This is a genomic window from Pseudoalteromonas sp. 10-33 (assembly GCF_001469195.1).
Lineage (GTDB): Bacteria > Pseudomonadota > Gammaproteobacteria > Enterobacterales > Alteromonadaceae > Pseudoalteromonas.
On record NZ_LOFI01000001.1, the window covers coordinates 412,855 to 432,765 of the forward strand.

General features: G+C 39.3%; 19 protein-coding genes. 9 read left to right on the forward strand and 10 right to left on the reverse strand.

Features of this window, described 5'->3' with window-relative positions:
- Positions 1–40: 40 nt before the first annotated feature.
- Entirely contained in the window at positions 41–760 is a 720-nt protein-coding gene (gene sfsA / locus ATS76_RS01895) for a DNA/RNA nuclease SfsA (RefSeq protein ID WP_058550814.1), read from the reverse strand.
- Positions 761–874: 114 nt separating this feature from the next.
- Between sfsA and pepB the strand changes: the two genes are divergently transcribed.
- On the forward strand, positions 875–2,170 hold the full coding sequence (gene pepB / locus ATS76_RS01900; RefSeq protein ID WP_058550815.1) for an aminopeptidase PepB: 1,296 nt from the start codon (positions 875–877) through the stop codon (positions 2,168–2,170).
- Positions 2,171–2,348: 178 nt separating this feature from the next.
- The gene (locus ATS76_RS01905) at positions 2,349–2,915 is read left to right on the forward strand and encodes a phosphoribosyltransferase (RefSeq protein ID WP_058550816.1); all 567 of its coding nucleotides are present in this window, start codon (positions 2,349–2,351) and stop codon (positions 2,913–2,915) included.
- Between the two features lie 97 nt (positions 2,916–3,012).
- Here ATS76_RS01905 and ATS76_RS01910 read toward each other — a convergent pair whose 3' ends face one another.
- Positions 3,013–3,669: a Crp/Fnr family transcriptional regulator gene (locus ATS76_RS01910; protein WP_008130963.1), complete on the reverse strand. Its 657-nt coding sequence runs from the start codon at positions 3,667–3,669 to the stop codon at positions 3,013–3,015.
- A 383-nt stretch (positions 3,670–4,052) separates the two neighbouring features.
- Between ATS76_RS01910 and ATS76_RS01915 the strand changes: the two genes are divergently transcribed.
- The gene (locus ATS76_RS01915; protein ID WP_058403091.1) at positions 4,053–4,304 is read left to right on the forward strand and encodes a YgjV family protein; all 252 of its coding nucleotides are present in this window, start codon (positions 4,053–4,055) and stop codon (positions 4,302–4,304) included.
- A gap of 52 nt (positions 4,305–4,356) precedes the next feature.
- Here the strand turns inward: ATS76_RS01915 and ATS76_RS01920 are convergent, their stop codons facing one another.
- The 5 genes from ATS76_RS01920 to ATS76_RS01940 all read right to left on the reverse strand — a co-directional run bounded on the left by ATS76_RS01920 (position 4,357) and on the right by ATS76_RS01940 (position 7,360).
- A complete protein-coding gene (locus ATS76_RS01920) occupies positions 4,357–6,045 on the reverse strand; it encodes an amidohydrolase (RefSeq protein ID WP_058550817.1) in 1,689 nt (562 codons plus the stop codon).
- 167 nt (positions 6,046–6,212) lie between these two features.
- A complete protein-coding gene (locus ATS76_RS01925; RefSeq protein ID WP_058550818.1) occupies positions 6,213–6,449 on the reverse strand; it encodes a calcium-binding protein in 237 nt (78 codons plus the stop codon).
- A gap of 8 nt (positions 6,450–6,457) precedes the next feature.
- Positions 6,458–6,694, reverse strand: a complete 237-nt coding sequence (locus ATS76_RS01930) for an EF-hand domain-containing protein (RefSeq protein ID WP_058550819.1) — start codon at positions 6,692–6,694, stop codon at positions 6,458–6,460.
- A gap of 180 nt (positions 6,695–6,874) precedes the next feature.
- Positions 6,875–7,102 (reverse strand): hypothetical protein, encoded by a 228-nt coding sequence (locus tag ATS76_RS01935; protein ID WP_058550820.1) that lies wholly within the window; start codon positions 7,100–7,102, stop codon positions 6,875–6,877.
- A gap of 24 nt (positions 7,103–7,126) precedes the next feature.
- Complete coding sequence (locus tag ATS76_RS01940) at positions 7,127–7,360, reverse strand: EF-hand domain-containing protein (RefSeq protein WP_058550821.1); 234 nt, start codon at positions 7,358–7,360, stop codon at positions 7,127–7,129.
- Between the two features lie 308 nt (positions 7,361–7,668).
- Here ATS76_RS01940 and ATS76_RS01945 point away from each other — a divergent pair, with 308 nt between their 5' ends.
- From ATS76_RS01945 to ATS76_RS01960, 4 genes are read left to right on the forward strand one after another with little or no spacing between them, the layout of a single operon-like run.
- Positions 7,669–9,126, forward strand: coding sequence for a sensor histidine kinase (locus ATS76_RS01945; protein WP_058550822.1), 1,458 nt, complete (start codon positions 7,669–7,671; stop codon positions 9,124–9,126).
- Between the two features lie 2 nt (positions 9,127–9,128).
- A complete protein-coding gene (locus tag ATS76_RS01950) occupies positions 9,129–9,644 on the forward strand; it encodes a hypothetical protein (protein WP_058550823.1) in 516 nt (171 codons plus the stop codon).
- 2 nt (positions 9,645–9,646) lie between these two features.
- A complete protein-coding gene (locus tag ATS76_RS01955) occupies positions 9,647–10,996 on the forward strand; it encodes a sigma 54-interacting transcriptional regulator (RefSeq protein ID WP_058550824.1) in 1,350 nt (449 codons plus the stop codon).
- 20 nt (positions 10,997–11,016) lie between these two features.
- Positions 11,017–11,517 (forward strand): DUF1543 domain-containing protein, encoded by a 501-nt coding sequence (locus ATS76_RS01960; RefSeq protein ID WP_058550825.1) that lies wholly within the window; start codon positions 11,017–11,019, stop codon positions 11,515–11,517.
- A gap of 41 nt (positions 11,518–11,558) precedes the next feature.
- Here the strand turns inward: ATS76_RS01960 and ATS76_RS01965 are convergent, their stop codons facing one another.
- Entirely contained in the window at positions 11,559–11,786 is a 228-nt protein-coding gene (locus ATS76_RS01965; protein WP_058403081.1) for a hypothetical protein, read from the reverse strand.
- Positions 11,787–11,910: 124 nt separating this feature from the next.
- Between ATS76_RS01965 and ATS76_RS01970 the strand changes: the two genes are divergently transcribed.
- Both ATS76_RS01970 and ATS76_RS01975 read left to right on the forward strand, forming a co-directional pair.
- Complete coding sequence (locus ATS76_RS01970) at positions 11,911–13,164, forward strand: multifunctional CCA addition/repair protein (RefSeq protein ID WP_058550826.1); 1,254 nt, start codon at positions 11,911–11,913, stop codon at positions 13,162–13,164.
- A 908-nt stretch (positions 13,165–14,072) separates the two neighbouring features.
- The gene (locus ATS76_RS01975; protein WP_082664311.1) at positions 14,073–16,355 is read left to right on the forward strand and encodes a bifunctional diguanylate cyclase/phosphodiesterase; all 2,283 of its coding nucleotides are present in this window, start codon (positions 14,073–14,075) and stop codon (positions 16,353–16,355) included.
- Positions 16,356–17,037: 682 nt separating this feature from the next.
- On the opposite strand, the gene pdsS is transcribed toward ATS76_RS01975, so the two are convergent.
- Positions 17,038–19,167, reverse strand: coding sequence for a proteobacterial dedicated sortase system histidine kinase (pdsS, locus tag ATS76_RS01980; protein WP_058550827.1), 2,130 nt, complete (start codon positions 19,165–19,167; stop codon positions 17,038–17,040).
- A complete protein-coding gene (gene pdsR / locus ATS76_RS01985; RefSeq protein ID WP_058550828.1) occupies positions 19,167–19,856 on the reverse strand; it encodes a proteobacterial dedicated sortase system response regulator in 690 nt (229 codons plus the stop codon). The genes pdsS and pdsR overlap by 1 nt, the downstream gene beginning before the upstream one ends.
- Positions 19,857–19,911: the final 55 nt, after the last annotated feature.

Sequence of the window (19,911 nt, forward strand, 5' to 3'; positions counted from 1 at the left end):
TGTTTGTTCTAATTACCTGATGTAATTGTTTGGTTATACATTACTGTATAAATGCTATTTTTTTATGAAGCACCACTTCATTCTCACAAATGAGTGCTTTATACACTACTACTTCAACACCGCTAGCCATGGCTTTTTGTAAAAGTTGTGCGTATTTTTCATCGATATGCGCTGCTGCGCTCACTGCATTTATACCTTCATGTAAAACAGCGAACAGTAGTACGGCGCGATGGCCTTGTTCGACCACTTCAATGAGCTCGCGAAGGTGTTTTTGTCCACGTAATGTTTGTGCATCAGGAAAATAGCCTTGGCCGCTATGCGGTTCATCTTGGCTTAGCAAGGTGACTGATTTAACTTCAACGTAGCAGTTTTTAGTATTTGGGCTTGTGAGTAAAAAGTCGATGCGACTGTTTTCACTGCCATATTTAACTTCACTTTGAAGTTGCTCATAGCCAGTTAGTTCATTAATTACATTATGATTAATTGCTTCTTCTACCACCTTATTAGCGACCGCTGTATTAACACATATTAATTGCCCTAAATTGTTTTTGGTCAGCTCTAATGAATGTGGATACTTTCGTTTTACGTTATCGCTGGTTGAATAAAAAGCAGTAAAGCCTGGCTCAGCGCAGCCAGTCATTTTTCCTGTGTTAGCACAATGCGCAGTAAACTCAGCGCCATCACCGAGTTTTAAATCAGCCAAAAACCGCTTGTAGCGTTTAATTAATGTGGCTGATTGCAATGCGGGTGTGTACTTCATGGTTATGTCCAATGTGGTTAATAGTGTGATGAGGGTTATTTATCTCAAGCTGTTGGGAACTTAGGCGCACTATAGTAAACTCAACAGCACATTTAAGTGCAAGGATATTCTAACATGAGTGAAAAATTTGTTGTTCAACTAAGCGAACACGCAGCACCGAGTCATTGGGGCGAAAGCGCAACGTTGTCATTTAACGAGCGTGGTGCAACCGTTCATTTATCTGAGCAAGAAACATTAAAAAGTGTTCAAAAAGCAGCGCGTACTATTGCCAATCAAGGTGTTAAGCACGTTGAACTTGCGGGCGATACATGGTGCACAGAAAGCCAATGGGCTTTTTATCAAGGTTTTGTCACACCTAAATTATTAAACGGTGTTGAGTTTGTTGATAACGCACAATCTGATCTTAAAGAACTTGCGCATTTAAAAAGCTCAGCAACGTGGGCGCGTGAAATGGTTAACGGCACTGCAGACGATATTTACCCTGAAAGCCTTGCTGAAAAAGCTGCTGAGTTTATCCAATCACTGGCCCCTGAGCACGTAAGCTATCAAATAATTAAAGGCGATGCGTTATTAGAGCAGCAATGGATTGGTATTCATGCTGTTGGTCGTGGAAGTGTTCGCCCACCGGTATTATTAGAGCTTGATTACAACCCTACAGGCGACGATAACGCACCCGTTAGTGCAGCCCTTGTGGGTAAAGGTATTACGTTTGATTCGGGCGGTTATTCAATTAAGTCAAGCGAAGGCATGCTAGGAATGAAGTGCGATATGGGCGGTGCTGCAACAGTAACAGCTGGTTTAGCACTTGCTATTAATCGCGGTATTGAAAAACGCATTAAATTATTTTTATGTTGTGCTGAGAACTTAATTTCTGGCCATGCTTACAAATTAGGCGACATTCTTACTTATAAAAATGGCACAACCGTTGAAATTGTAAACACGGATGCAGAAGGGCGTTTAGTGCTTGCTGATGGTCTAATGGCTGCTGGCGAAACGGGCGCACCTTTAATTATTGACGCAGCAACATTAACAGGTGCAGCGTTGGTTGCTGTTGGCCAAGAATACAATGCGTTGTTTGCACTTGATAAAGAGCTGGCACGCGAAGTTGAAGGCTTTGCTTCTCAAGAAATGGAAGCAGCTTGGCCATTACCACTTGAAAAGTGGCACCAACAAAACTGTCCATCACCTTATGCTGACACGGCTAATAGCCGCGCGCAAAAAGGTGGCGGCTATGGCGGTGCATCAAATGCTGCTGGCTTCTTATCACGCTTTGTACCAAACGATGGCAAAGGTTGGGTACACATTGACTTAGCGGCTGCATTTAACATGGGTAGCACAAGTCAGTGGGCAGCCGGCGCAACAACACAGGGTATGCGTACAGTTGCTCGTACGCTGCTTGAAAAAGCGTAACGCTAAAAAATACGCTATTGAGAGAAATTAGGCACCATTTGGTGCCTTTTTTGATCCACAAGCAAGCAATTTTATTTAATTTACGGTAAAATCCCTCGCCAACACCTGTTTGAGTGACTAATTTGGTTTTACTCTAAACTACACTCAAATATTATATCCACCACTGGGGTTTCTAACTATGTCAGATAAGTGCTATATCACAGCTCAACAGTTACTTGAAGATTCATTCCGCGTAGCGGCACAAGTATACAAAGACGGCTTTCGTCCTGATTTTATTATAGGTATTTGGCGAGGTGGTGCACCGATTGGTATTGCGGTTCAAGAATATTACGATTACAAAGGCATTGAAACTGACCATATTGCAGTGCGTACATCGTCTTATTACGGTATTGGCCAACAATCAAAAGAAATTAAAGTACATGGTTTACATTACATTGTAGAAAACGCTAATGCGGGTGATTCACTGCTTATTGTTGACGATGTATTTGACTCAGGACGCAGTATTGTTGCACTAAAAGAAAAGCTTTCAGAGCTAATGCGCTTAAACTTACCGCGCGATATTCGAATTGCTTGTCCATACTACAAACCAAAAAATTCAAAAGTAGATACCGTACCTGACTACTACATTCATGAGTCGGAAGAGTGGTTAGTATTCCCGCATGAGTTATCGGGTTTAACACCGGATGAAATTATTAAAGGTAAATCTGACTTAGTAAAAATTCACGACATTTTACTAGAAGATTAATACACCTAGCACATTAAATATACATTTAGCCTTATGGACTGATTATTCGTTTTTAGGGCAATAAAAAAGGCCTTAATTGGCCTTTTTTATTGCGTGTTTAAAGCTGTGCAAAGCTATCTACATATTCACTAAGCATTGGAATATCGACCGCTTGTAAACCTGTTGTGCTTCTTTGCACTAGGCCCTTTTCGACTAATTCTGTCACAACACGCCTGTAAGCTCGCTCAGTGGTCGCAAAGCGTTCGGCCTCAGCGTTAACCGTTGGGTAGGCTCTAAGCAGTGTAGGGTTATTGTTCTCGGCTCTCAGTAAGCAGTCTTTGGCTATGTTATAGCTAAGTGGCAGTAATAACTTATCTAAGTTGATTTTTTGGTTTTCTTGAAACTTAGCAGCAATAGTTTGTGCCGTGTATAAGCTAAGCTCTGGTTTTTCGAGCAATAATGCACGCCAGTGTCTTAATTCAATAAGGTTGTAAGTTACATCGCTAAAGCAGGTTACCGTATAAATACACGGATTGTTGTTGAGCGCTTCTATTTCGCCTATCAGGGTATTATTACAATCCAGTTGTCCTAGCAGCAGGCGTCGTCCGTTTCCTACGTCATAACTAAATGACACAGTGCCACTGCGCACAAGCACAAGCTTGCTTAAAGGCTGATCTTGATGGATCAGCACTTCTTTTTTTGATTGTTGATAACTACTACCGGCAAAGGTGAGTAACTGTTCAACAAGATAACTAGAAAAATGGTATTGAAACATCAATATGCTCTTCGGACATTTGTCCTATTTATTATGTTTTAATGACGGTAGCATTAACACATTAAGAATTTACGCTAACTTGCTACTAATACTTTTAGCTTTGCTATGGGTATTATTTTACCTTCATTTCCCGTGTAATGATTTAAGAATTTGTTGGTTTTTTTGCCGGCAAACTTTTTCAGGTTTTTAAGCAAGTTAGCTTTTTATTTACGTATGTCACTTCGCTTAATTATTAATATAAGAGAGCTACTCTCTTACTAGCCAATTATTTTCAAACTCTAAATAACGCTCATAATTAAGCAAAGTGCTATTACTTTGCAATACTTACAACTGTAATAAGTTAGCATTAGTGTAATGCTAACCCAAAGGTTAGGAGAGAACAATTGAGTTGGGAATATTTAGGCTATATTGCGTCAGCTTTATTGGTTGCATCACTCACTATGACCGATGTAGTAAAGCTTCGTTGGTACAACATGTTAGGGTGTATTGTGTTTACGGCTTATGGCGTAGCTATTGGTGCTGTTCCTGTTGTTTTTACCAACGCGCTACTGGCATTGGTTAACTTGTATCACATTGTAAAATTATATCGCCAGCCAAAAGTTGATCAGCCCGAGGCACAGCAGCCAAAAAGCTAAATGACATGGTTTGTATTAAAAGAGGGTTAACTTGCGTTAACCCTCTTTTTGTTTATTTAGCTGCGCTCTCTTTGTTATCGAATCGCTTCATACCGGCAATCCATGTCTGTAGTACTTGAGTTTTGTAAATATCTTCAACGGGTACTTTAAAATAATCTTTATCCACTAAAATAAAGTCGGCCCATTTGCCTTGCTCTAAGCTCCCTATTTTAAACTCTTGATGCGCGGCATAAGCTCCGCCCAGCGTGAAGGCACGTAGTGCATCTTCGCGGCTTAGTACTTCGCTTGGACGCCAGCCGTTTTCAGGCTGTTTGTTATGATCCATTCGTGTAATTGCTGAATATAAACCATCAAACGGATTTGCAAGTTCCACAGGGTAGTCAGAGCCCGCAGCAACGATTGAACCTTGTTGTAAGAATGTTTGCCATGCGTACGCAAAGCTAAGTTGCTTTTCAGTGAGACGCTGCTCGGCCATATGCATGTCAGATGTTGCATGTACAGGTTGCATAGACGGAATGATTTTTAGTGCTTTAAATCGAGGAATATCGTCTGGCGTTACTATTTGTGCGTGCTCAATTCGGTTGCGCAGTAAAATACCGCCTGTTTTTTTAAACACATTTTCGTAAGCGTCTAAAACCACACGATTGGCCTTGTCACCAATGGCATGTGTGTTGGCGGTAAAGCCATTTTTAAAGCTTTGTGTAAATAAAGCTTCGAGTTTCTCTTGGGTTTCAAGCATTAACCCATGATGGCCAGCACGGTCGGCATAATCTTCAATAAGCGCTGCGCCACGCGAGCCTAATGCACCATCGGCATATACTTTTACACTACGAATTTCCATAAAGTCGTAGTTATCGTGATATGGCCCAGCTTTTAGCATAGCCGGTAAGTCTGGGCTAGCACCGCTAAGCATTGCCACAATACGTAAAGGTAAATTGCCTTGTTCACCGCGCTCTTTGTACACTTCCCATGTGGCTTTATCTATCCCAGCATCGTGAGTAGAGGTAATACCTAAACTTAATAAATGCTTACCTGCGGCATCGAGTGAGTTGCTAATATCTTGTTTTGAAGGGGCAGGCATGTGCTGAACAATTAACGATTCAGCTTTATCAACAAAAATACCGGTAGGATTACCAAATTCATCTTTAATTACCTCACCGCCTTTTGGCGATTTTGTGTCGGCGTTAATACCTGCAAGTTCAAGCGCTTTTGTGTTAACCCAAATTGCATGGCTATCAACACGAGATAGAACAACCGGACGATCGCTTACTACTTTGTCTAAATCTTTAGCGCTAGGGAAGCGTGTATCTGGCCATAACTCTTGGTTCCAGCCACGGCCGATTATCCAACCTTGTTTGCCTTGCGCAAATTGCTTTAATTTATTTGTAACGTCATCAACTGACTTAGCACCACGTACATCTAACTGCGATAAGTTATCGCCTAGCCCAATAACATGGCCGTGGGCATCAATTAAGCCAGGTAGTAAGGTGTTGCCTTTCGCGTCTATTAGCTTGGCATCTGGAAAGCTTTCTTTTAGTGTGTCGCTGCCTACCTTTACAACTTTGCCATCTTTTATAACTAAAGTGCTAAATTGTTGAAGCTCGCCTTTTTGCATTTTGCCTTTATAAAGCGGGGTGTAGCCATTAGCATTATAAATAACTTTGGTTTGTGCAATAGCAAAGCTAGACCCTGCACAGAGACTGGCAAGCATAAGAGGTTTAAGTAATTTTTTGAGTAACATAAGGTACTGTTTTGTTATTTTTAGTGCAATAACACTAGCAAACCCTTTTTTAGAATACCAACAGGATGCGATAAGCTCGTAAAATAGACAGTTAAAGCTAAGCTAGCTGCTTAGCTATTAAATTAATTGCCTAAAACGTTGGGTTAAAAAGGTTAATTAAATTTGGGCTACTTGCTGGCATATAAATGGTATTCGCTCAGTGTTAGTTTTCCGTCTTTATCTTGGTCGTAACTTACAAATTTAGACCACAAGGCTGGGTCTATTGAGGCTTCAGAGCGAGTTAAAAATCCATCTTTATTTCTGTCTATTTTTTTAAATTGGCTGTTAATGCTGTCACTGATGGCAAAACTTGATGCGCTAAATACAGGTAGAGCGAATAAAATAAAAAAGTGTATGGGATTCATTAAAATACTCAGTAAAGATTGTTGGTAAGGTAATTTTTAAATTCAATTAATGAAATTTGTTTATCTTGATTTTTATCCCACATTATAAACGTGCTAAGTAACTGGGGCTGGCGTTCTAGTTCGTTATGAGTAAGGTAACCGTTTTTATCTGTATCGAGGTGATCAAAGCGCTGTTTTACATCAAGTGCAGAAGCATTAAAACTTAAAAGCAACGCTATGGTGGTTACAAAGTAACATATCTTCATGGTAGTCCTTCCAAAAGGGTAATTAAGTTGTATTGAATAACGAGGTATTACGCCTGATAAGATAAAGCACTTGCCATAATTTAACTCCCAACATTAAATCCTTTTACACACTCCCTCAGGGATTATGGCAAATGCTTTAGTACACTTTACAAGTTAAAAGCTTAAGCAAAACTTAATCTGTTATGGCTTAAAGTTTTCAAACTCAGCTTTAGAGATCATCTCGTTGTTGTCTTCGTCTAAATCGGTAAACTGTCTAAGTAGCTCTTTATCCTGCTTAGCTTCAACAAACGAGATGCTTCCGTCCATGTTTGTATCTAAGTGTGCAAATCGCACGGCCGAAGGAGAAGCTAATACCGTTGCACTGATAGCTAAAAATAATAATAAAAAAGCAGCAATAAGTTGTTTCATAATTTCATTCCTTTTGAAGTTAATTTATTGAATAAATTTTCTGAATTCATTTAGCGACAACTGACCATTTTGGTCTGTGTCTATTTGTGCAAAGTTTTCCTTAAGCACGGCGTCCATTTTTGCCTCGGCTTCGCTTAACAGGCCGTTGCTGTCCTTATCTAGTTCTTTAAACGTAGCGTCAACGTCCATAGCGTATGCGCCTGTATTCACAAAACCCAACGCAAGTAATGTTGAAAAAACCAAAGTGTTAATGTTCATGTGTATTTCCCTATTAAATTTATTTATTACACCCATTACAAAAAGGGTGCCAAATTTTATTTTTATTTACTTTCAATGAGTTGTGTTTTTTAGTTTGGGTTTGTAGGTAAAAATTACACTGACTGTGTGTAATTTTGTGTAAATACAGCAACAGGATTGAAGGTATTTTTTGTGATCTTAGTTAAATCAATCAGTTGTGCTGTTGCTGTTTAGCAACATTATGGCGATTTAAAATGAATATGGTTCAGCATGTGTATAGGCGGTATTGATAATAATAGGCGCGTTATTTACTTACAGAGTTTATTGCAATGGCTGCAACGTTTGCTAAACATTACAATGCAATGCTTAATTGGCGCCCTAATTTAATAGGGCAGTTTGCGTTAAGCATGCTGCTGTCGTTATTGCCACTGTCTATTGTGGTTATTGTTTTTTTAAATGCGTTAAATAAACAGCTAGCAACCACTCAGCAAATTGTGAGTAACCATTACCAGCTCACAAAATCGTTCGCTAATTTAAAGCAAGACCTTAATAGCCTTGAGCGCGCAACAAGGCAAAATTGGGTGTTAAAAAGTGATGCGCTCAACATCCTCATTGTTGATAAATGGCAATCGTCTGTGCAGAGCATAAATGAACTCAAACACATTAATGCAAACCCAGACTACATAAACCAATGGGCACAGCTTTTAACTATTTTGCAAACAGCACAACACCAGCTCGTTGAGAAAAAACAGCAAAAGGCAGAGCTCTTCTTACCCATAAGCGAGTCAATTACAGAGCTCACAGTGTGGCTCAAAAATAAAAACGAAGCGCAAATAACCCATAACCAAAACGAGCTAGCCAGCCTACAAGCGTCGTTTATAAATTGGCTAGTGGCACTTATTCCTCTTACTTTATTGGTTGGCGGCGGCTTTTTATGGCGTATAAGTTTGCGTTTAAAAGGGCTTACTAGGGTTATTGATAAGCTAGGGCAAGGGGATTGGCAGCAAAAAATAGCCGTAAAAGGCTCGTCAGAGTTAGTTGAACTCGGAGAAAAACTACAGTGGGTACAAACTCAGCTGCATATGCTTGAGCAACAAAAAGATACGTTTTTGCGCCATGTAACACACGAACTTAAAACACCACTTGCCTCTATGGTTGAAGGAACCGATTTACTAACCGATGAAATTGTTGGCCCTATTAATAATGAACAAAAAGCAGTGCTTGCCCTTATAACTCAATCTACGGTGCGCCTTCGCATGATGATAGACAGCCTACTCAGTTATAACGCTATTAGAACAACTAAAAACAGCTCAAGCGAGGTTAATATTGATCATTTAATTAAAAAAATTAATGGTCATTTCGAGCATCGTCTAACGGCTCGAAAGCAACGTATTCAGTGGCAAAACTCTGTTTCAAGCACTGTCCTTGCGCTTCCTAATGAACTAATAGAAATGATGCTAATTCAGTTAATTTCAAATAGCTTAAAATTTTCTGATGATAACCAAGGTGTGACTGTAAATTTAAAATGCGAGCAACATCAGCTGTGTTTGGAGGTGGCCGATAATGGCTGTGGCATTAAAGAGCACGAAATAAAGCATATTTTTAGTGCGTTTTATCAAGGTAAACATGAGCAAAGCATTACCTTACAAGGCAGTGGTTTGGGCTTAACAATAGTAAAAGAGACGGTTGAGCAGCTACAAGGCACATTAAGTGTTAAGAAAAATAAGCCACACGGTTGCCGTTTTTTAATAAAAATACCAATCAGTAAAAATTTAGGAGTTAATTAACAATGCGCATACTCACTATTTTATGTGTGCTTGCAGGTAGCCTAATTGTATCGGGTTGTGAGCTTAATGATGGCACGCAAGCGCTGGGCGATACTAAAATATCAAATACTAAAAATGTATCTCCTAGCCCCAAGCCAATGCCTAAATTAGCCCCTGTTTACCCCTCCGCTGAGCGGGTTATAGCGCTGCATGCAAATCAATGCGGCGGTTTTACATTGCCACCAACAAAGCGGTCATTTAAAGGTGAAAATGAGCTAAAAGCATTTTTTAAATTTATGTGCTTAAAAGTAAGTACTGACCCAAATACAGTAATGACCAAGTTACTTAAACTCGACTTAGCCTATTTTTGGCCTGATGATATAAAACAGTACTTATGGCTGCAAAAACAGCAAATCACCTTACAAATAAACGCGCAAAAAGAGCAGCAAGCTCTTAATACTCAAATGCAGAAAACCCTGTCGTCGCTGGCAGATATAGAGCAGCAGCTATTACTTCGCGAAGACACTAAGGAGCAGTAACCATGACCACAAATAGCCCGCACCAAGCAAAAGTGTTATTAGTTGATGACGATGCAAGTTTATTAAAGTTACTTGCTATTCGTATTGAATCAAAAGGCTATCAAGTAACAACTTGTGAAAGTGGCTTAGCAGCGCTACAAAGTTTAAAAAGCCACGTGTTTGATGCCGTCATTACCGACTTACGAATGGATGAAATGGACGGCATGGCGCTGCATCGTCAACTGCAAAGCCGTTACCCCGCATTACCAGTAATTATGATGACAGCGCATGGCTCTATTCCTGATGCGGTTGAAGCCACCAAACAAGGTGTTTTTGCTTTTATTACTAAACCGGTCGATAAAGACGAGCTATTCGATAGCCTTGCAAATGCAATAGACATTCATGGTGTAAATACCAATGAAGCTCCATCAAAAAGTAATATAGTAACGCGCAGTGGTGCCATGTTGCACTTGCTTGAACAAGTTAAGTTACTTGGGCCTACTCAAGTTAATGTGCTTATATCGGGAGCCAGCGGTACCGGTAAAGAATTACTAGCGCAAGCTATTCACCAGCATAGCCAAGTAAGTAACGGGCCCTTTGTGGCTATAAATTGCGGTGCTGTACCAGGGGAACTTTTAGAGTCTGAATTATTTGGCCACAAAAAAGGAGCGTTTACTGGTGCTGTAAAAGATCACCAAGGTTTATTTCAGCAAGCGCAGGGCGGTACATTATTTTTAGATGAAATTGGCGATATGCCCCTTAACTTACAAGTAAAGCTACTGCGTGTGCTACAAGAAAAAACCATTCGCCCAGTGGGTTTTCAAGAAGAGATCCCAATTGATGTGCGTATTGTATCGGCAACTCACAAAAACTTGCCCGAAGCCATTAAAAACCAACAGTTTAGAGAAGATTTATACTACCGCCTAAATGTGGTTAATTTAAAATTACCACCACTGTGTGAACGCCGTGAAGATATAAGCCTCTTGGCCCAATACTTTAGCGCAAGTATCGCTAAACGCATGAACCAAAATGAAAAACACTTTGCCAATGATGCCATGCACGCATTGGTACGTTATGATTGGCCGGGAAATATTCGTCAGTTACAAAATGTTGTTGAACAAGTGGTAGCCTTAACACCGGGCGAGGTTATTTCAGCGCATTTAGTGTTAGCCGCACTCGATAGTAACGAAAAAAGCGTAGAGCCACTCTCATTAAACGACGCTAAAAAAGAATTTGAACGTGATTACGTTATTAACACGCTAAAAATGGCCGGCGGCAACGTAGCAGAAGGCGCCAAACTTGCTAAGCGTAATCGTTCAGACTTTTATAAACTCATTAAAAAACACAATATTGATGTTGAGAGTTTGGCGTAAAAAACATTAAAGGAATCTTCATGCAGTTATTTATGGTGTATTTAGGCGGGCGAATTCAAGGTTGCCACATAGAAATGCACGACATTCGGTTTGTGGTCGGGCAAAACATAGAGCAAACCTACACCAAATTAAAAAGCCAATGGGTTGGCGATAAAAACAGCGTACACATGGATAGTTTTATGGCTGTTAATAATATTGATGGCTACAAAGTAGAAGTGGTAGACGACTATGTTGAACAAAATAAGCAGCTTTATTTTGTAAATTTAGGCGCTTACAGAAGCGACTCAATGGCGGAGCAACACGACTTTGCATTGTATGTAGCAAGCAGCAGTGAAGAGGCAAAACAGCGCGCTAAACACGATTTGCTCGCAGGCCTGAGCCATATTCATAAAGACGACTTACACGACGTGGACGATTGCTTTGCAATAGACTTGCTCGACAGTCAATTAACAATAAAGCTAACTCCAAGCGGGCTTTCTCAGCCCATAAAACCGGATTGGTTTGGTTACCATGTGTTATGAGTAAGCACCTGAACTTTGAATAATAAAGCTATCTCACGCTGCTATTTTTCTTGCTCGTTTTGCTCATCTTTTTCACTGTTTGATGCCAGCTTAAAGGCCACAATAACCAAGCCAAACATAGCGAACGGCAGTGCTGCTAACATGTATTCAACCATGTTGCTGTCTTGAAAATTAGCTTGCAATAAAAAGTGACCCGCTACACACATAACAATAACGACCAACAAAATTGGCAGCAGCATAAGTTCTTTTTTTGATGAATGATTTTTCATTGAATAATTGCTTAAACAAAAAATGATGCGCTATTGTAATGAGCTTACATATGCTTGGCAAACAGCAACGCTTTTAATGATATGATTGCTATAAATGAAGTTTGTAAATCAGTGTGGAAACAACGTGAAAAGTAGCTTAAAAAACGTTTACCTAGTTGGCGGGGCAGTACGCGACAAACTGCTAAACATTGCATCAAAAGATAACGATTATGTGGTTATTGGCGAAACGCCAAGTACCATGGAATCGCTTGGTTTCTTACCAATAGGTAGCGACTTTCCTGTTTATTTACACCCCAAAACAAAAGAAGAGTACGCATTAGGGCGTACCGAGCGAAAAAGCGGTAAAGGCTATACTGGCTTTGTTGTAGACGCCAGCCCTAGCGTAACACTTGAAGAAGACTTAGCAAGGCGCGACTTAACCATAAACTCTATGGCGCTTGACGAAAACGGTAAAATTATTGACCCCTTTAATGGGCAACACGATTTACAAAATAAAATACTGCGCCACACCACACACGCATTTGTAGAAGATCCGGTACGAGTGTTACGCATTGCGCGATTTTTAGCACGTTATGGCAGTGATTGGCAAATCCACCCAGGTACCTATGCGTTAATGCGAGAGCTTAAAAATAAAGGTGAGCTTAACCATTTAGTGCCTGAACGGGTATGGCTAGAAACCGAAAAAGCGCTTGGCGAAAAGTACCCCGAGCTTTATTTTCAAGCATTAGATGGGCTGGGCATTTTTCCAGAAATTGAACAAATGAAAAATATACCACAACCTGCCAATCATCATCCTGAAGGCGATGTGTTTGTGCATACAATGTTGGTGCTTAGGCGTGCGGCCGACTTAAATTTTAATTTAGAAACCCGCTTTGCTGCGCTTACCCACGATTTTGGTAAAGCCCTTAGCTATAAAATACACGGCAATTTACGCGGTCATGAACGCGAAGGTGTAGCGGTGGTAGAGTCATTTTGTAATCGTTTAAAAGTGCCTAATCGCTTTCGTGATATTGGCGTGCTTACCAGTGACAACCACACTTTATGCCATACGATTGATCAGCTTAGGCCGCAAACTATTCATAAATTAATTGTCACTAATTTAAATGGGTTGGTGCACCCTGAGCGCTTTTTAGCCTTTACCCAAGCCTGCCAATGTGATGCGCAAGGGCGCGGAGAAACACTGGTTAACAAGCCTTACCCGCAGGCAATTAAGCTGCGCGCCATTCATAGTAAATTACAGCAAATGGATAAAAAGCACATAGTGCAACAGGCACTTATAAGTGGCAAAAAAGGCCCTGAAATAGGCGAAGCGGTAAAGTTGGCTGAAATAAACTGTATCAAAGCGTTTTTAAGCGATGATCCAAGTACGGCAAATTAATTTGTGTAGATTAAATTAAGTACTGCGATACGCCTAGCACCTCAAGGCGCGGTACTTTTTAAAGGTCGTTTACCTGAGTATTCTGTGGTTTATTTGCCTCAGGCTCAGCGTTTTTATCTGATTTATATAAACTAAAAATAAAGTCGAGCTCTTCTCGTTCAAGTGATGGGGTCACGGCAAATCCTACTGCTTAATGTGTTAATATAGCCTCAGAGTATGTGAACGCGACTGAATTAAAAGTGAATAATTAAAATTAAGTAAATCTTAGTTATTCATACTTTCCTGTATCGTGTTCGGTTAAATTTAACCTACCCGTCAATGAATATTCGTACTTAAAATGGTTATTATGCTGCATACACTCGTTAATTGAATGGTAAAGCGAGCATTTGCTCATAGTTTCAATTCAGTGAGCGACGCGCACACATTGTTCTATTTAATTTTACTTTAAAGCATTAGAAAGCTTAGTGGTGCTTAATTCCTTAGATAATTTGCTAAGGTCTAAACTCATATATCGATTTTAAACTTAAAGAAAATGACACTAGGGATAAATGCATTAATTTGTCACTCTATCAACAGGAAAATAGATGGTGTTATTTTGAATATATCGACCTAAATTTTGAGACCAAATTTAATCATGTAAAAAAGATTACACTAAATTTTAATGTTACAGGGTCGCACCTACCAATTTTCTGGGCTCGTTATTAGCCTTAGAAGAAATCTTCTTCACAAAATCATCAATGATTTTCTTAATTTAATTAGAAAATGTGTAGTCGTAATTCCTAGTTGGTAAGCTAAAAATAATCATAAAGTATTAATAGTACTGTTAAGCGGAGGAGGAAATAACATATAAGTAATATTTTATTTAATTATTAAATTTATCTGAGCTATTGTAGAGTTAGGATTTTATTATGGCTGTGATGAATATGGTGATTATAAAGAAAAATATTTGGCTAGTATTTTATATTATGTCAATTATCTGGATATTTTTCGGTTGTGCTTCCGTATATTTTGTGGCTAACAATGTATTTGAGGAAGTTACGACAGAGCAAAGAAATGTTACATCGATGTCCTCTAATTCGTTAAAAGCAGTTTTAAATCAATATGAAGTTAAGATAGATATACTGGCTAGGCAATTACTTTATAAAAACCTATATTTAAATGAAAGGTCTGCTCAAAAGTCTATGGACCTTACCACTCAATTAGATCCAAGCATTAGGTATTTTGGACTTTTCAAGCCTGACGGGACTAATTTACTCGCTAGCTCTAATCTGCACAAAGAAGATTTTCCATCGTTACTGGATTTTGATAGAACAAGGGCGAGTTACCTTGATACGTTAAATTCGCCAGATATGATTATTGGCAGAACTTATTTATCAGAATATATACCTGGAAAAATAGCAATTATCCCGTTAAAAAAATCTGTAAGGGATGATGATGGTAATGTAATTTTCGTTATCTCTTTAGGTATTGATGCTCATAAAGGTTTTGATTTTTTTATCAATAATATGTCTGAAAATAAAAAATATACAACATATTTATACCGTGAAAGAGATAGATATTTTCAGCTTGCAAGTCAAAACAGACTAAAAACCGTCATTAATATATACGATTTTCAAATCCCAGAAGATGTCCTTAAAAAATCAATACAAGAGCTAGTTGCTAAAATAAACAAGCCATATGAGACTATCAAAAAAGAAGAAATATTAGTTTCAAATATTTCTAAAGACTCTGGTAAAGGTGAGCTTTTACTTACAAGTACCTACATTAAAAGATATGGTCTTTGGCTTACAACTGACATAGAAACCAAACATATTTATACTAAAATAATTTACCAGTCAACTTTGTTGTTCATTGTGTTTTTTGTTTCGCTGCTCATTTTATATTATATATTCAGACATGTGGCTGATATAGAAATGAAGAAACACGACGACCTGCTTTATCAAGCCTCACACGATGATATTACAAAACTTTATAATCGCTTTTTTTTAGACCGATCAATTTGTTTAAGTAATCAACATCAACCCTTTTGGGTCATTCTAATTGATATAGACAATTTTAAATCAATCAACACGAGCTATGGGAATGATAGAGGAGATCAGGTGCTTAAGATGATCAGTGTAAGGCTCAATGAGCATCTTCGTAATAATGATGTATTGATCCGCTACAGTGGTAATGAATTCATCATTATTCTTTATGAGGAAGTAATCTATGATATTAAGTTTTTTTGTGAAAAGGTATTAGCCGATCTCAGAAATCCCTACATTTTTCCTTGGGGAAATTTTATCCTTACAGCAAGCATCGGTGTATCTCATTATACTACAGATGGAAAAAACCTAGATGAGGTTAGACTAAGTGCTGCATTAGCAATGCAAAAAGCCAAAAAGATTAGAAATACGATAGTTGTTTTTCATGAGAGTATGAGAGATGAAGAAATTTATAATTACAAGCTAACACAGGAATTAAAGTCTGGTTTAGCTCGAAATGAGTTTTATATGTTGTACCAACCTAAAGTAAATTGCCAAGGGGTACTTCTAGGTGTAGAAGCTTTAGTGCGTTGGAAAAATCAATCTTTGGGAGTTGTTGGACCTGATAAATTTATCCCTATAGCTGAGACGTCAGGAGATATGGTTACTATAGGGGATTTTATTATCCAGCAGTCGCTATCTGACTTAGCTGCAGTGAACAATGCTTCAAATAGCAAACTTCATCTATCTTTGAATATATCGGTGAAGCAATTTTTAGAGGCTGATTTTATTGATAAGTTAGCGCATACTATCGGAAAAACCGGTTTTTCTCCTTCTAATTTAGTTATAGAGATAACCGAATCTCTTTTTATTGAAGATATTTTTGGTCTTAAAAATTTACTTAATCGGTTAAAAGAAATGGGTATTAGAATATCGTTAGATGATTTTGGTACCGGCTATTCATCATTAAATTTACTTACAAAACTACCTATTGATGAACTTAAAATTGATAAAAGTTTTATTGATGAAATTGAACAAGATATAAGTGCTAAACATATGGTTGAAGGCATAATCTCAATGGGCAAAAAGCTTAATTTTATAATTGTTGGTGAAGGTGTTGAATCAGAGGAGCAGCTAAATAAATTGAGAGCAATGGGGTGTGATTTGTTTCAAGGTTATTATTTTTCAAAACCTTTAAAAATAGAAGAGCTAAAACGTTACAAATAAAGTTCAAAAGGTAGAGTTTTATTTTCATATATAATGTTCTGGTCCAATGCAATTAGACCAGTTTTATACCAATATACTTAAAGAGCTGGCGGTAAACTCTAATAAAGCCGTTAAGAAAGACGTAAAAGCTTGGCTTGCGCTCATTCTTCACTGGTTATAGCCATGCATTTATTCGCCCCATATTGAGTCGTGAGTTTTCACAAGAAGTTTGACTTGTACACAGATGTAACTTTTCTATCTGATAAAATTGCCCTCTAAGGTATCCCTATCCGTATTTTGGATCCGCTACCAGCAGTCATAAAGTTCCATCAAAATTAGCCAACAACGCCGATACGAGTTCTGGGTCAAAGTGAGTACCACTTTCAGATTTTATGTATTGCAAAACATCATCAATACTCCATTCTTTTTCATATTTCACTAATGGTCTGGGTGTTACGTTAACATGAGTACCTACAATGAACCGTCAATCACGTAAATTGCAATAATTACCATTCCACTAAATCGCAGTAAAATAACGTTTACGTTCTTATGCCCGTTTACCCACTATTTTTTTGCTTTGCTCGTCGTTTTACTAATGATTTATAATCAGCAGCTGGTATTAAGCTCCTTGGTTTAATTAAGTCTTATTAGTTTCCCCCTGCTAGAGCAGGTTAAAACTAATGAAGACTAAAAGTTTATTCAACTAATTTGCTAACGGCAAACTTACTGTAAAAGTGACCCCATTATTTTGTGTGTTATTTTGCGCACTTACACTGCCTTTATGGTAATCGCACACTAGCCTTACAATATAAAGTCCTAAACCTAAATGCGGTTGTTGCTGCATGTGCTGACTACGCACTGATACCATAGAATCAAATATATGCTCGCTTAACCCTTCGGGTAATAATGGGCCTGTGTTACTTACGCCTAGAACTGCTTGTGAATCTTTGCTTTGTAACGTTACGTTAATTGCGGTTTTAGCTTGGCTAAACTCTAGTGCGTTATTAATGAGCTTATCAAGCAGCTGCGCTATAAACTCAGGTGCACCTTGCATAGGCAATGAATTTGGGCATATATCAAGCGTAAATAATTGCTTAGGGTAAGTGAGTAAATACCCTTGCATGCAGCCGTTAATAACAGAGCGTAAGTCAAATGGTTCGGGGTCATTGCTTTGAATGCTTTGCTCAAGGCGAGTAGCTTCACTCATGGTGGTAATTATTTTACCTAAGCGCTCTACGCCTTCACTGGCGCGATCGAGGTATTTTTGGCTAAGCTCGGTTTGCTCCAAACTTTGTAAGTTTTCAAGAGAAGAGCGCACTACCGCAACCGGCGTACGTAGTTCGTGAGATAAACGCGACGACATATTTTCTAAATAGTCGGTATAGCCGCCCAATCGGCTTACAATATTTGCAAAACTACGCGACAGGTCGCCAATTTCATCATTAGAATCACTGTAACTAATACTGCCAGTAACACGCCCTTGTGCGTCTATTGCTTGCTCTGCGGTATCGCGAAGGCGCCTGATACGGCTCGATATTCGTGATGCAAAAAAGAATAGAGTCACGGTACCAATCAGCATAACGGCTAAAATAACGTTAAATAACTTTTCGAGCGATTTATTACGAAGCGTACGGACACCATTTGTCGTTTCTTCAGCAATTACTGCACCAATGACTTTGTCTTCAATCCAAATAGGGTAGGCGGCAGATAAAATAACGGCTTTGCTATCGGGGGTGAGCCGCCAAGACGATGCAGGTTGGCCCTTTAGTGCATTGACTAAATGACTGCCTTGCATAGATGCTACGTCGTGTAGGGTATCTATAAATTCGTTTTCAGGGCGGGTTAAAATTTTATAATAAAGTGGGTGCAAATAGGTTTGCTCAAAACGTTGCCATGCATTTTGAGGCGGCTGATTTTTAAGGCCATCTGCCCATACACCATCAGCGTTTTGAATGGTGCCCGATTGCGCAAGCACGCGGTGGTGATTGTCTACTACCCATATACGGCTGCCGCTGTGGCCCATTCCTTTTAAAATTCGGCTAATTTCTGGTGAAGGCACAAGCACCGAGCCTAAATCGCTTGGGTTATTTAAGTTGGAGGTCGACATAACGTTAGGTAACTCGTTTAAGCTATCGGTATCTACAATAGCAAAGCCCAGTTTGTTTCCTAGCATGGCTAACGGAAAGCGCAGTTCAACGGTGTAACCTGTTTGAGTGCGTTTAAAATAGCCCTGAATTTTTGTAAATGGCGCTTTGGTGTTTGCATTAAATGCATTAACCCAGCCGTCTTGCCTCGGGGCTATGATATACGAATTAAACTGGCCATCAGGGGTTTTTAAACCAATTTTAAAATGGTCGTTATTAGTGATGCTTAAGCTGTTTTTAGCACGATAAATAAGTGTGTTGTCGGTCACATTAAAAACGGCGTATAAGTAGTTATCAAATTTACCTACCATGTGGTCGAACGATAAATCGCTGGCTTGGTGGTTTTTATTGGTTTTTTGTAAATAGCGTTTATCGTAATGCCAGAACAACGCTTTGTAGGGTTCCCAGTCGGTTAGTTTGCCATCAAGTTGAATAGGGTTTTTTAGGTTGTAGGCGTATAAATCGCGGCCTTTTATTACTTGGTCTAAAAAGTTGGTTTGCTCGTCAAATAAAGCAGGACGTTCGTGCAGAGCTGTGGCAAGTGCACGCGTTGTGCCTACGAGGGTTTTTTCTTGGCCTTGGCGTAAAAACTTCTCCATTTCCCACACGTATTCGTAACCTAGCCATGGCAGTAAAAATAAAAAACAAGAAAGCACAATAAACTTACTGCGCAGGCCAAATCTAAGCATTAATGTTGCTCCCACCTATAACCCATGCCATACACGGTATCGATACAGTCAAACTGCGAGTCAAGGGCGATAAACTTTTTACGAATGCGTTTTACGTGGGAGGTGATGGTGCTGTCGTCCACATATATTTTTGCATCGCTCATTAAATCGTTACGGCTTTTAACATGGCCCGGGCGCTGCGCCAGTGAATGTAGCATCCAAAACTCGGTCACGGTTAAATCCACTAATTGCTGTTGCCAAAATACCTGCATGCGCTGTGTGTCGAGCGTTAACTGCCCGCGTGTTATAAGTGCATTGGCATCGGCAGGTTGCTCAAGGGCTTCCATTCTGCGAAATAATGCGCCTATTCGTGCTGCTAAGTGTGCCAAGCTAATGTCTTTTGTTAGGTAGTCGTCGGCGCCCATACGCAGGCCGCAAACTGTGTCTATTTCGCTATCGCGGGCGGTTAAAAAAATAATAGGGAGCGTTTTAGATAAGGTACGTAGGGTTTGGCATAGTAAAAAGCCGCCATCAATTTCGTGGCCAAGGCCTATATCAACAATGGCTAAATCGGGAAGTGCGTCTTTAAACGCACTTTCTGCTGTTATACGGTCGCTGTAACCGCTAACCTGGTAGCCCTGTGCGCCTAACATTTCCATGTAGTTTTCGCGAATGGCGGTTTCATCTTCAATGATGGCTATTTTTTTCATTCTACACACCCTTGTTTATTTTAAAACGCACTATATCGAAGTTTTTCAGCTATGT